This is a genomic window from Sulfurimonas sp. NW15 (genome assembly GCF_051132285.1).
Lineage (GTDB): Bacteria > Campylobacterota > Campylobacteria > Campylobacterales > Sulfurimonadaceae > Sulfurimonas > Sulfurimonas hydrogeniphila.
In genome coordinates, this window is sequence record NZ_CP093237.1 from 2202985 (window position 1) to 2216781 (window position 13797).

Genomic DNA, 13797 nt, shown 5'->3' on the forward strand with positions numbered 1-13797 from the left:
AAGAGAAGAAAATAATAAAGCCTTTAGGCTTTATTATAGAAGAAAATTGAAAAAAAGTTACTTCTTCGGAACGACATACATATTGTAATAACGTCCTTCAAATTTTGGCGGTTTTTCCATTACGGCGATGTCTTCAACCATAGGCCATACCTGCATAAGTACCTCTTTTGCAGCTTCAGGATGTGCCATTTCACGACCACGCAAAAAGACTCTGAATTTTACATGATAGCCTTTTTCAAGGAACTCTCTTGCATGCTTGACCTTGTAGGCAATGTCATTTTCTGCAATTTTCACCGAAAGTTTAATCTCTTTGACAACAATTTTTACCTGATTTTTTCGCTGCTCTTTAAGCTTTTTCTCTTCTTGGTATCTAAACTTGCCATAATCCATAATTTTCGCAACAGGCGGCTTGGCATTTGGAGCAATCAGCACAAGGTCTAAGCCCAATTCATTTGCTTTCGTCATAGCTTCATCAGTAGAGATGACGCCTAAAGACTCACCTCCATCTACATTACATCTCACCTCTGGAACACGGATGTCATCATTCATGATGACGCGGTCTTTGTTTTTACTCAAAAATTTACCTCATTTATTTTAGTTTGTATAAGTTTCAAGAATTCCTCTTCACTTAAGTTGTACTGCTCTCTAGTTCGTCTGTCGCGAATGGCTACAGTTTTGTTTTTAATCTCTTCATCCCCGATGACAACTATCATAGGAACGCGAGTTTTTTCTGCAGTTCTGATTCTTTTGTTTAAAGAATCATTTTTCGCATAGATTTCACTATCGGCATTAATATCGATAAGTTTATCTGATAAAAGCTTAGCATATTCTTTATGTGTTTCTGCAACAGGAACAATTGCTACCTGTGTAGGGGCGATAAACATCGGAAATTCTCCGGCATAATGCTCTGTCAAAATCCCTATAAAGCGTTCAAATGAGCCTAAAATGGCACGGTGAATCATTACCGGCTGAATTTTATCATTCTCTTCGCCGTTATATTCAAGTTTAAACCGCTCAGGAAGATTAAAATCAAGCTGAATTGTTCCACACTGCCACTCACGTCCGATGGCATCGGTGATTTTGATGTCAATTTTAGGACCGTAAAATGCTCCGCCGCCTTCGTCTATTTCATAAGCCAGTTCGTTTTTATCCATTGCATTTTTTAGTGCCTGTGTAGAAATTTCCCACACTTCATCACTCCCGACCGCTTTTTCAGGTTTTGTAGAAATCATCATTTTATAGTCAAATTCAAAAGTAGACATAATTTTATCCACAAAATCAACTACTTCAATGATTTGTTCTTCAATCTGATCTGCACGACAGAAAATGTGCGCATCATCCTGTGTAAATTCACGTACACGGAAAAGCCCGTGCAAAGCCCCGCTTGCCTCATGACGATGCACAACGCCGTATTCAAAGTATTTAATCGGTAAATCACGGTAAGAGTGCAGTTCATCTTCATATACTTTGATATGCCCGACACAGTTCATCGGTTTTACCCCAAATTCAAGCTCATCTATATGGGTAAAGTACATGTTTTCACCGTAGTTTTGATAATGCCCTGATGTTTTCCATAAATCAGAACGGAGCATTTCAGGACCGCGTACAGGCTCGTATCCGCGTTTTCTGTGCGCTTTAAAAAGTAAAGACTCCAGTCTTGCGCGCAGGCGTCCACCGGCAGGCAGCCAGATAGGAAAACCGGCACCGACTTCTTCACGAAAGGTAAACAGTTTCATCTCGTTGCCGAGCTTGCGGTGGTCCCGTTTTTCAGCTTCGGCCAGCATTGTCATATGCTCTTTAAGCGCTTCTTTTGTTGCAAATGCTATACCGTATATACGTGTAAGCATTTCGTTTTTGGAATCTCCGCCAAGATAGGCACCGGAGATTTTTGTCAGTTTAAAGTATCGGATAAGACCGATATTTGGCAGGTGCGGTCCGCGGCAAAGGTCTTCAAACTCACCCTGCTTGTAAATACTGACTGTATCACTCGGAATTCTTTTCATGACTTCAAGCTTTAAATGGTCGTTTTTAAACTTCTCTATCGCTTCTTCTTTTGTAATTTCATACTTTTCTATCGGGTACTTTTTCTTTGCAAAAGAGAGCATCTGCTTCTCGATTTTCTTTAAATCAGCCTCGCCGATTTCAGCAGAAGTTTTAAAGTCATAATAAAAGCCCTCTTTGACAACCGGTCCCACATAAAATTCAGCATCAGGATAAAGTGACTTAATAGCCTGAGCCATAAGGTGTGCCGTTGAGTGACGCAGAACTTCCAAAGACTCAGGAGAGTTGTCAAGGTGAATCTGCTCACCCTCAAAGCCCAGCTCTTTTGCTGTCTGTGTATCTATAATTTCACCGTCTCTTTTTATAGCAATTTCATTCAAAATATATTTTCCTTCTTATAATTCTGTTTTTAATACAGCACCGTTTGATGCGTTAGAGACGAGCAACTGATAACGTTTCAGCCATTTTGATTTTACTTCATTTTTATAAGGAACATAATGGTCTTTTCTTCTTGCAAGTTCTTCGCCGTCTACATTTAACTGTAAGATGTGTTTGTCCACATCAAGTTCTATCTCATCACCGTCTTCTATTAATGCGATCAGTCCGCCCTCGGCAGCTTCTGGAGAAACATGACCGATGGAAGCCCCTTTGGTAGCGCCAGAAAAACGCCCGTCGGTAATAAGCGCAACACTCTCGCCAAGCCCCATACCCTGAATAAGTGCCGTCGGGGCAAGCATCTCCTGCATACCGGGACCGCCTTTTGGACCCTCATAGCGAATCACTACAATATTACCCGGTTTGACTTTGTGCGCCATAATTCCGTCTATTGCTTCTTGCTGTGAATTAAAACAGATAGCCGTACCTTTAAAGTGTCTCATAGAGTCTACAATGCCGGCTGCTTTAATAACCGCACCCTCAGTCGCAAGGTTTCCAAATAAAATCGAGAGCCCGCCAACAGGAGAGTAGGCATTTTCATTTGTATGAATAATGTTTGTATCTTTTATCTCGGCATCTTTAATTCTCTCGCCGATAGTTTCACCGGTAACAGTCAGTGCATCAAGCTGCAAGACATCATTGCCTCTGTTGGAAACCTCTTTCATTACCGCATTGACGCCGCCCGCATCATCTATATCTTTCATGTGAACAGTTGTTAATGACGGAGAAATCTTTGCAATGTGTGCAACTTTTTCTGCAATTGCATTAATATTTTCTATTTTAAAATCAACATCTGCCTCTTTTGCAATGGCAAGCATATGCAGTACAGTATTTGAACTTCCGCCCATAGCCATATCTACGGTAAATGCATTATGCACCGCTTTTTCATTCAAAATATTTTTAAAATTGTATTTTTCGTTATTTTCCATTTTTGCAAGCTCGACAATACGTTTTGCCGCTTTTTTCACCATTGCAATCCGCTCAGGTGTCATGGCTAAAACAGTTCCGTTACCAGGAAGTGCTATACCCATCGCCTCACAGAGAGTATTCATAGAGTTTGCTGTAAACATACCCGAACAGCTTCCGCCGGAAGGACAAGCTTCACACTCTATCTCATACAGCTCCTCATCCGTCATATTACCCTCGGCATGCTGACCGACTGCCTCAAATGCAGTTGCAAGGTCAATCGGCGTACCGTCTTTTTTGTGTCCCGCAGCCATAGGCCCACCGGAGACAAAAATAGTAGGAACATTCACACGGAGTGCCCCTATAATCATACCCGGAACAATTTTGTCACAGTTAGGGATACAAATCATCGCATCAAGTTTGTGCGCATTCATAACAGTTTCAATAGAATCCGCAATAATTTCACGTGACGGCAAAGAGTAAAGCATACCGTCATGCCCCATGGCAATACCGTCATCAACACCGATTGTGTTAAATACAAATGGCACACCGCCTGCTTCACGGATGGCCTCTTTTACTATTTCACCATATTCATGCAAGAAAAAGTGTCCTGGAATAATGTCAATATAAGAGTTTGCAATTCCGATAAACGGTTTGTCAAAATCTTCATCTTTTAGACCGGTAGCACGCAACAATGAACGGTGAGGCGCCTTATCAAAGCCCTTTTTGATTATATCACTTCTCATAAAAAATCCCTGTATAGTAGTTTACATCTTAAAATATGAATGCGATTATAGCACTTTTTTACTATTTTTAACTAAAAACTCTTTACAAAGCAAAAAAAAAAAGCTATAATTCCGGCTCACTTACAAATTGTAAACTGAAATTGCGGGAATAGCTCAGTGGTAGAGCACAACCTTGCCAAGGTTGGGGTCGCGAGTTCGAACCTCGTTTCCCGCTCCATTTAATTTAAGATTGTTAAACTGTGGTACACTCAATATATTGCCCGGGTGGCGAAATCGGTAGACGCAGGGGACTTAAAATCCCCCGGTAGCAATACTGTGCCGGTTCAAGTCCGGCCCCGGGCACCACTGATAATTAACTGAAACTGGTGCCATCGCCAAGTGGTAAGGCCGCAGCCTGCAAAGCTGCTATCCCCAGTTCAAATCTGGGTGGCACCTCCAGTTTTTTAATCATAACTACAAATGTGGATCTTTGGCAGAGTTGGTCGAATGCACCGGTCTTGAAAACCGGCGAGGGTAACACCTCCCAGGGTTCGAATCCCTGAGGGTCCACCATTTATAAAATCAAAAAACATTTACGATACTTACAAATATATATGGGGCATTAGCTCAGCTGGGAGAGCGCTTCGCTGGCAGCGAAGAGGTCAGCGGTTCGATCCCGCTATGCTCCACCACCACATATTCGTTTTGTCCATCAAATTCCTTATTTATCATTTTATGCTAAAATAAAAACATGAATTTTTATAAGAAACTATTATTATTGCCCTTACTGTCAATTTCTCTGTATGCCAACTATTGGGATGATTACAATCTTTTTGCAGAGTATATGGGATATGAAAGAGATTACAACAAAGCTGTTAACATTGCCAAAAAAGAGAATAAAGACCTTCTTGTAATTCTGGTAAGTGACGGATGTCCTTTTTGTCATCGTCTGGTAGATACTATTTTAATAAAAAAAGATATACGAGACTATATCAACAAAAAGTATATAAAGCTTATAATAAATCGCGATACAGATAAAAATATTCCCAAAAAACTTATCAGACCTTTTTCACCGGTTACCTATATTATAGATGCACCCAGTGGACAGATTATTGATGAGATTGACGGCTGGCAGGAAGAGGAAAACTACTTATGGCACCTTTAATGAAATTTTTTACTTTCAGTGCACTTGCTTTATTTGTACTTCTTACCGGATGTGCCCAGCCAAAAAACCTTTCCTATGCACAACAGATACAAGAAAGAACAAAGTATTACTCTTCACTCAGTGAAGAAGAACAAATCAAAGCGGTTACACAATACTGGTGGAAAATACAATTTATAAAAGCCCCTTCGTATAAGGTACAAAAAGCAGCACTGGAAACCTCTCCAAGAGCTATTGAAGAGATTGAAAATCCAACGAAAGAGATTCAGATTCTTGCAGTAAACAAGATTATGAAAGACGGCAGCTTTAACATAGCATTAACAAAACTGATTGAATCATTTGACGAAGAAGCACAAATAGTCGCAGTAAGACATAATCCGCAAATCATTAAATTTATCACTTACCCTTCAGAAAAAGTGCAATTAGAAGCAGTGAAACTCAATCCATTTGTTATCAAAAATATTATTAATGCGACACAAAAAGCAAAACAGGAAGCAGTCAAACGCAACCCGAGAGTTGCAAAGTTTTTACGCTGAAAGATGTAAAAAGCGCACTGCAAAATAACGACACAAGGAGGGACCTCCCCTCCCCTATTGCATATTAAAACCTAGAAGTCAAAACGATAGGCTTCATCTTCTTCTACAATGCGGTTTCCTGAACCTTCAGGCGCATAAGGATAAAGTGTTGCAGAAGCCGGTCCCACATCAACAGAATCGTTATATTTTATATTTTCTGTATAGCGCGAAACATCTGTTCTCCATGGTGAATCTTCCGGAAGCATTTGTTTTGCGTAAGTATCTACCGCATCTGCAAGTTTTGACCACTGAATCCATGAACCGTCATACATGTGTGTTTTGTATCCTAAAATCTCATACGATGCAAAAGTCACAAGCGATGCACGGGTACCTGTTCTGCAGTATGTATATACATCACTGTCACGCTTTACGCCTAATTTTCTAAATGTTCTTTTAAGTTCTCTTTTTGAGAGAAAAGTCATCGATGCATCACGCTCATCGACTATGCCGTCACCATTAAGATCTTTGACAAAGTCTTGAGTGTTAATAACACTGCGGTATTCGAGATTAACAGCACCTCTGATATGTCCTTCAAACGCGGAATAGCACTGCTTATCATGATTTACACCACACTCTTTTGTTTCTGTTTTGCTTCTTTTAACTTCGATTTCAGCATTGTATTCAGCCGCACTTCTGCCATCAATAATAACATCAGATTTTTGGTTTGCATCAACTACATTCATTATATCTTCCATACTGGCAAACAATGAGAAGTTTGGTTGGGTAGGCAGTGTTTTTATAGATTCAAAGTTCTGGCGCTGTGCCGGTGCACGACCGCTTTTTGCGTCACCAAAATCAAGTTTTCCGCCCGGAGCCATCAAATACTCAGACCCCATCTCTGTAAACATTGACTCTTTGCTCGTTACACCCGCTCTTTTTATACGAGGGTTTAACTCAGGATCAAACATATACATTGCCGTTCCGTTCATTAATGAAACATGATCCTCTTTCATTCCCCAATAACTCATTGTCCACAAAAAGCGTGATGCCAGTGCCATATTCTGAGGATCATCTGATGCGACTACAACCAAAAGCATATCTTCATTCGGATTGATATCGTATGCCCAAAAAGCACCGTCCATACCTGTCATACCGCCTGAAAAAATCGGCATAGGAATATCAGAAATTCCGTCATTGCGAATATCGCCTGTTGTAGTACACCCTGCTGTTCTGTCAAAAGTAAATACATGCACATCGTCATGCTTCACAAATGGTTTGCTTCCCGGCAAAAGTCCTACCTGCATCACAAACAGGCGCCCGTTCACACCTGCTGGTTTATTTGCTTCCCAGTCATTAATCCACTTTGCAGCAACGTCTGCATTTACAAGACCGTACTCATTATCTTTATAACTTTTTTGATCGTGGTTCAAACCCCTTACAACTTTTATAGAATGCCCTTTTTTAGAAACTCTGTCAAAAAAGTTTGAAAAAGTACCTGCTTCAAGTGATACAGCCAAAGTTGCTGCAACCAGTATAAGTGATGTTTTGTTCATTTTTACTCCATATTTTAAAAATTTACCGTAACTGTATCACGAAAATATAATTTTTATAATTTTTTGATGTTATAATATAAATTAATAATAAAAGTGAGTAAAAATTACACACTGGCAAAAGCAGTATCAGTTTTTATAAACATTTAAATAAGAAAAAATTATTTGGATAAAATGCTATAATACTCTATATGATAAACCTACCGATACATGACGTCTTAGAAGATGTAAAAAAATCACTGCAAAATAATAACAGGCTTGTTTTACAGGCTCCTCCCGGGGCAGGAAAAAGCACTGTTGTGCCTATCTCTTTGCTTGATGAAGCCTGGCTTGGAAACAAAATGATCATTATGCTTGAGCCGCGGCGCGTGGCTGCCCGGATGGTTGCTTCGCAAATGGCGAAACTTCTGGGTGAACCACTTGGAGAGCGTGTGGGCTATCAGATAAAAATGGACAGTGTTTATTCAAAAAACACCAAAATTCTGGTTGTTACCGAAGCTGTTTTAGTACGCAAACTCCAAAGCAATCAGACTTTGGATGATGTAGTTATGATTGTTTTTGATGAGTTTCATGAACGCAGTATTCACACTGATTTGTCCCTTGCGCTGTCTTTGCAGGTACAGGAACTCTTACGTGATGAGTTGAAAATCCTGATTATGTCCGCCACACTCAATGCAAACGAAATCTCCTCCCTGCTCAGTGATGTTCCCGTGATAACTTCAAAAGGGAAAAGATATGATGTACAAAATATATATCTTGACATCAAAACAAAACAACCTGACGCACGCTCTTTGAATGCTTTGCTTCTCAAAACGACACTGCAGGCATTAAAAAAGCATACAGGAGATATTTTAGTCTTTTTGCCAGGAGTCAAAGAGATAAAAAATTTGCAAAATGCACTTCTTAATACCGTTAGCAAAGATCTCCTCATTGTACCGCTCTACTCTTCACTCTCAAAAAAAGAACAGGACAGGGCACTCTCCTCCTCCTCAAAACGAAAAATCATACTCAGTACAAACATTGCACAGACATCTCTGACCATAGAGGGCGTGACAGTCGTGATAGACTCGGGTCTGGAGAAGCTCTCACACTACAACCATGCCAATGCGATGAATCATTTGGAAATGTCCTTTGTCTCAGAAGATGCCGCCGTTCAAAGAGCAGGCAGAGCCGGAAGGCTCTCAAACGGAGTCTGCTACAGGCTGTGGCATGCATCAAAAATACTGCAACCGTCCACAAAACCCGAAATACTCCGGACGGATTTAACCTCACTGATGCTGGATTTGGCTTTATGGGGTGTTGATGACTTTTGCGAACTGAAATTTTTGGATATTCCGCATCCCGACACTACTCAAAAAACAAAAAAAATTTTGCAAGAACTTGCAATGCTTGATACTTCTTTCAAAATCACCGCTTTTGGCAGAGATGCTCTGAGTCTGGGACTGCATCCAAGATTTTCCTATATGATTTTAAAAGCAAATGATTTGGGCTTTGCCTATGAAGCCTGTCTGCTGGCCTCACTTTTGGGAGAAAAAGATATTTTTAAAGATGCATCAAAAGAGAGTGACATACTGCCGCGATATATACATCTTATTGAGCAAGACTTCAACAGTAGCTATATCCATACATTCAGAGCCAAAGAAGTACTCCGCGAAGCAGAGTTTTTTTATAAAAAACTCAAAAATATCAAACAGGTACACAAAAAAAACAGTTCACTTGACAAAGATATACTCGGGGTACTGCTCCTTTTTGCCTACCCTGACAGACTCGCTAGACGGAGAGACAGCAACAGTAACAAATACATACTCAGCAACGCAAAAGGTGCCATGCTTCATGACGAAGACACTTTGCGCAATGAAGAGTACCTGGTTGTGGCAAATCTCCATGCACATGCCAAAGACTCACTTATAAATCTGGCACTGAGTGTAACAATGACACAGATTGAGCAATACTTTTCTTCCTTTATGCACACCAAACAAACAATAAACTACAACAAAGAGAACAAGAAGTTTGACATAAGAGAAGAGACTTACTTTTTAAAACTGCTTCTTTTTGCAAAACCGATACAGGTTGCAAAAGGGCAAGATTTTCAAAAACTGCTTACAGAGTTAATAAAAAAAGAGGGTCTGGAACTTTTGACATGGAGCAAAAAAGCTGTAAAATTCAAAGAAAGAGTCAATTTTTTACACCATCATCAAGAGTTTGCAGACTTTAGTGATACAGCGCTGCTTGAGAGACTTGACCTTTGGCTGGAGCCTCATCTTGACAACATTGCAAGCATAAAAGAGTTGGAAAGTTTAGATATTTATGCGCTGTTACGCTCACTCTTGACATGGGAACAGCAGCAGCTTTTGGACACTCAGGTACCCCAAAGTATTACAGTACCAAGCGGTTCAAGTATTCATATAGATTACACCGACGTTCACAAACCCTCTTTACATGTAAAGATACAAGAAGTGTTCGGACTTCATGAAACACCCAAAGTGTTAAACGGCACACTCCCTTTACAGATGCATCTCCTCACACCGGCTATGCAACCCATACAAATCACTTATGATTTAAAAAGCTTTTGGGAGAACTCTTATGCCGAGGTCGCAAAAGAGTTACGGGGAAAATACAAAAGGCATTATTGGCCGCAAAATCCTTTTGAAGCTGTTGCTACGAGTAAAACGAAAAAACATATGTACGGACAATGAAATATTGTTTTAGGTTATTTGTGATAATATTACAGTATGTATAAAATAATAATTCTCATCTTCTCTTTTTATGTTACTTTGCTAACGGCAAATGAGCCTATTACACCTTTACCGCAAAGTGTACAGGTCAATCAGGCAAAGGCAAAACTCGGTCAAGCGCTCTTTTTTGATCCTATTTTATCGCATGATAATACTATCAGCTGTGCAAGCTGCCACGACTTATACAATGGCGGAGATGACGGGTTAAAATTCTCTTTTGGTATTCAAGGGCAAGAAGGCTCAGTGAATGCACCTACTGTTTATAATGCTGTTTTTAATTTTCGACAGTTTTGGGACGGTCGGGCAAAAAATCTGCAGGAACAGGCCATTGGACCTATTGAAAATCCTGTTGAAATGGGTTCTAGCTTTGAAGAGATCATACCAAAACTCAAAAAAAGCAAATACAAAAAACTTTTTGATGCAATTTATAATGACGGTATTACCAAAAATAATATTACAGATGCCATCGCGGAATATGAAAAAACACTCATCACGCCAAACTCCCGCTTTGACATATATCTCAGGGGTGATAAAAGTGCTCTCACTCAAAAAGAAAAAGAGGGATATGCACTTTTTAAGTCAAAGGGGTGTGTAAGCTGCCATCACGGAGAGAACATTGGCGGCAATCTTTATAACAAATTTGGTATTTTCAATGAACCAAATTCCGAGTGGCTGGGAAGATACAATATTACCCATAAAGAGCGGGACAAATACTTTTTTAAAGTCCCCTCGCTTCGAAACATTGCAAGGACGGCACCCTATTTCCATGACGGGCGTACCTATGATTTGAAAAAAGCGGTAGAAATTATGTCTCAGTATCAACTCGGTCGTCATATTACAAAAGAAGAGATTGCGAAAATAACTGCTTTTTTACAGTCTCTCAACGGTGAACTTCCTAAAAATATTGAGCCAAAATGAGAAAAAAATTAAAGCATACCGATAAAACTACATTCATACTCTTTGTTTTCATCCTTTTTATTTTTATAATGTTTGTAAACGGCTACAAAATCAAAGAAAACATGAGTCATTTTTCACTCCAAAGCAATAAAATAACCCAACTGCAACTTATAGACAGAGAACTCAATGACTTTACATTCACTGCAAATAAATTCACAAATTATGATACAGTTGACCAGCAAAAAAAACAATTTGAGAAAATTTTAAAAAGCCTGCGTCAGGATATGCAAAAATACAATAAAAACACTGCACCTCTTTTAGAAAAAATTGCCCAAAACTTTCAAAAAAAAGCTGATGATTTAGAATACTTCAAAGCACAAAACTCTGCTCTTATAAACAGCTCCCATTTTCTTTTTGATCTGCATACGACAATTTCCAATGCTGCTGATATTTCTCTTCAGGCAAAGAACCTTACCAATGAGGCTCTTTTTTATATCTTGCGATATGCTTCAAGTGAATATATAGATAAAAAAACCATACAAAAAAAGCTTCATGAACTTAAAATAATTGCCCGCAATAAAAACAGTCAATATCTTTATACTTTTTATATGCACGCAAAAGTAATGCTCCAAACACTCCAATCACTCAAAGAGGTTTCACAAGAAGTACAGACAAATCCGCTTTACAGGCAACTCGAAGCACTCAAGCGTCATATAACACTTGACTATGAAAAAGACTTGCAGCACCAGACATGGCTGATGATAGTATTTTTCCTTGTAACTGTTTCGATTTTATTTGTACTTATTTTTTCACATCTTCAGTCAAACAAAACAAAAAAAGAACTTTTGGCATTTAAATATGCCATAGAACACAGTGACAACATTGTGGTCATCACAGATGCACAAAGAAATATCGTCTATGTCAACGAAACATTTGAAAAAACAACAAAATACAAAGCGAAGGAAGTACTGGGACAAAATCCAAGAATCTTAAAATCAGATATTCAGGACCCGGCTCTCTATGAAGAACTCAATGCAAAACTTGCCAAAGGGGAAAAATGGGAGGGACAGTTTATCAACAAACGAAAAGACGGCTCTCTTTTATACGAAAAGGCTTCCATCGTTCCGATTTTTCTTCAAGGCAAGCTCGTCAACTACATTGCCTTAAAACTTGACATCACAGAGTATATAGAAAAAAACCAGCAACTCGCCCAGGCAGCCAGTGTTTTTGAAAATACAGAAGAATCCATCATCATAACAGACGCAGAGGGAAGGATTATTTCCATTAACAGTGCTTTTACAAACATATACGGGTATACCCTTACTGAGGTCAAAGGGAAAAGTCTTAAATTTTTACACTCGGGAGTACAGGATACAAGTTTTTACAAAGATCTTTGGAATCAACTGATAGAACACGGTATATGGAAAGGAAAATTTGTCAATAAAACCAAAAACGGTGAACTGATTCCTCTTTGGTCAACAATTAAAAAAATCACAAACTCCAAAGGCGATGTTCTCAACTATACTGCAGTACAGACCGACCTCAGAGAGATAGAGACTTCACAGGCAAAAGCGGATTATCTTGCCTATCATGATGCGCTCACAGGACTTTCCAATCGTGTCAACTTTGAAGAGTATTTGCAACATGCACTCATAATAAGCAAAAGAAACAAGGATATTTTAGCTGTATTGTTTATAGACCTGGACCGTTTTAAAGTCATTAATGATACACTCGGGCATGACATAGGAGATGAAGTCTTAAAAACTGTTGCTTCAAGACTGAAAACGACACTCAGAGAAAGTGACTTTATTTCCCGTTGGGGCGGTGACGAATTTGTTATAATTTTGGAAAACCTGACACTTGCAAGCGATGCGGCAATAGTCGCTCAAAACATTATAAAAAACCTTGAAGAACCCATACATGTAAATGAGCACTCGCTTATCACTACGGCAAGTATCGGTATAGCCGTTTATCCGCAAAACGGAGAAGATTCCCAGACACTCATAAAACATGCCGACAGTGCGATGTATCTTGCCAAAGAGTCAGGAAAAAACAACTTCCGCTACTACACACAAGAACTTTCACGCAACATACAGCACAGACTCGACATTGACATGGCACTTCGTAACGCTTTGCAAAACAATGAACTTTATATGGTTTTTCAACCACAATACAGACTCAAAACAAAAACCATCCACTCTGTTGAAGCCCTTGTCCGATGGAAAAATCCAAAACTTGGCAATGTTACCCCTGACAAATTTATTCCTGTCGCCGAAGAAAACGGTACGATTATCCCACTTGGGTACTTCGTCTTTGAAGAGTCCTGCAAAGCATTTAAGCAAATGAAAGAAGCAAACATTCACATACACTACATTGCTATCAATGTCTCCAGTTTACAGTTCAAAGAAGCCAATCTTTTGGAAACTTTTTTAGCCATAGCGGCAAGACACAATGTCCAACCGCATGAGATAGAGATAGAAATCACTGAACGCTTTATAATGGAACACACCATTGCCAATTTGAATATTTTGCAAAACTTCAGAAACTATGGATTTAAAATTTCAATCGATGACTTCGGTACAGGGTACTCCTCTATGTCCTATCTCAAACAACTCCCCACCGATACCATCAAAATAGACAAATCTTTTGTCGATGACATAGCCAACGGCAGTTCGGACAATGTCATCATCGAAGCAATTATAGCGCTTTCAAAAACACTCGGCTATATGATAGTTGCCGAAGGCATAGAAACACAGGATCAGGAAGAGTTTCTGGCTGAAGCAAACTGTGATTTTGGACAGGGTTATCTTTTTTCACGACCGGTTACATGTAAAGAGATTATTGAAAGATTCTCTGAAAAGATTCTGTAAA

9 protein-coding genes and 5 tRNA genes are annotated in these 13797 nt (G+C 39.3%); 10 read left to right on the forward strand and 4 right to left on the reverse strand.

The window, feature by feature from the left end; translation table 11 throughout:
• Nucleotides 1–57 precede the first annotated feature (57 nt).
• Genes infC through ilvD form a run of 3 tightly spaced genes read right to left on the reverse strand, consistent with a single transcriptional unit; the run spans nt 58 to nt 4088 of the window.
• Nucleotides 58–576 carry a translation initiation factor IF-3 gene (infC, locus tag MLC52_RS11365; protein WP_188110014.1) on the reverse strand — a complete coding sequence of 173 codons (519 nt, stop codon included), beginning with the start codon at nt 574–576 and terminating at the stop codon, nt 58–60.
• Entirely contained in the window at nt 573–2381 is a 1809-nt protein-coding gene (gene thrS, locus MLC52_RS11370; RefSeq protein ID WP_151899391.1) for a threonine--tRNA ligase, read from the reverse strand. Before thrS ends, infC begins: the two co-directional genes overlap by 4 nt.
• A 15-nt stretch (nt 2382–2396) precedes the next feature.
• Entirely contained in the window at nt 2397–4088 is a 1692-nt protein-coding gene (gene ilvD / locus MLC52_RS11375) for a dihydroxy-acid dehydratase (protein ID WP_151899390.1), read from the reverse strand.
• A 142-nt stretch (nt 4089–4230) separates the two neighbouring features.
• Between ilvD and MLC52_RS11380 the strand changes: the two genes are divergently transcribed.
• The 7 genes from MLC52_RS11380 (at nt 4231) to MLC52_RS11410 (ending at nt 5765) form a co-directional block, all read left to right on the forward strand.
• Nucleotides 4231–4305: transfer RNA gene (locus MLC52_RS11380), tRNA-Gly, on the forward strand.
• Nucleotides 4306–4346: 41 nt separating this feature from the next.
• Nucleotides 4347–4433, forward strand: a tRNA-Leu gene (locus MLC52_RS11385).
• 19 nt (nt 4434–4452) lie between these two features.
• Nucleotides 4453–4526: transfer RNA gene (locus MLC52_RS11390), tRNA-Cys, on the forward strand.
• Between the two features lie 25 nt (nt 4527–4551).
• Nucleotides 4552–4640 (forward strand) — tRNA-Ser (locus tag MLC52_RS11395).
• A gap of 43 nt (nt 4641–4683) precedes the next feature.
• A tRNA-Ala gene (locus MLC52_RS11400) sits at nt 4684–4759 on the forward strand.
• A gap of 59 nt (nt 4760–4818) precedes the next feature.
• Nucleotides 4819–5232: a thioredoxin fold domain-containing protein gene (locus MLC52_RS11405; RefSeq protein ID WP_151899389.1), complete on the forward strand. Its 414-nt coding sequence runs from the start codon at nt 4819–4821 to the stop codon at nt 5230–5232.
• A complete protein-coding gene (locus MLC52_RS11410) occupies nt 5220–5765 on the forward strand; it encodes a hypothetical protein (RefSeq protein ID WP_434580527.1) in 546 nt (181 codons plus the stop codon). Before MLC52_RS11405 ends, MLC52_RS11410 begins: the two co-directional genes overlap by 13 nt.
• A 71-nt stretch (nt 5766–5836) precedes the next feature.
• Here MLC52_RS11410 and MLC52_RS11415 read toward each other — a convergent pair whose 3' ends face one another.
• Nucleotides 5837–7297 (reverse strand): sulfurtransferase, encoded by a 1461-nt coding sequence (locus MLC52_RS11415; protein WP_434580529.1) that lies wholly within the window; start codon nt 7295–7297, stop codon nt 5837–5839.
• A 188-nt stretch (nt 7298–7485) separates the two neighbouring features.
• On the opposite strand from MLC52_RS11415, the gene hrpB reads away from it, so the two are divergent.
• The 3 genes from hrpB (at nt 7486) to MLC52_RS11430 (ending at nt 13796) form a co-directional block, all read left to right on the forward strand.
• Nucleotides 7486–9990: an ATP-dependent helicase HrpB gene (hrpB, locus tag MLC52_RS11420; RefSeq protein ID WP_434580530.1), complete on the forward strand. Its 2505-nt coding sequence runs from the start codon at nt 7486–7488 to the stop codon at nt 9988–9990.
• A gap of 36 nt (nt 9991–10026) precedes the next feature.
• On the forward strand, nt 10027–10947 hold the full coding sequence (locus tag MLC52_RS11425; protein WP_434580531.1) for a cytochrome-c peroxidase: 921 nt from the start codon (nt 10027–10029) through the stop codon (nt 10945–10947).
• 101 nt (nt 10948–11048) lie between these two features.
• Nucleotides 11049–13796, forward strand: a complete 2748-nt coding sequence (locus MLC52_RS11430) for an EAL domain-containing protein (protein WP_434580532.1) — start codon at nt 11049–11051, stop codon at nt 13794–13796.
• Nucleotide 13797 lies beyond the last annotated feature (1 nt).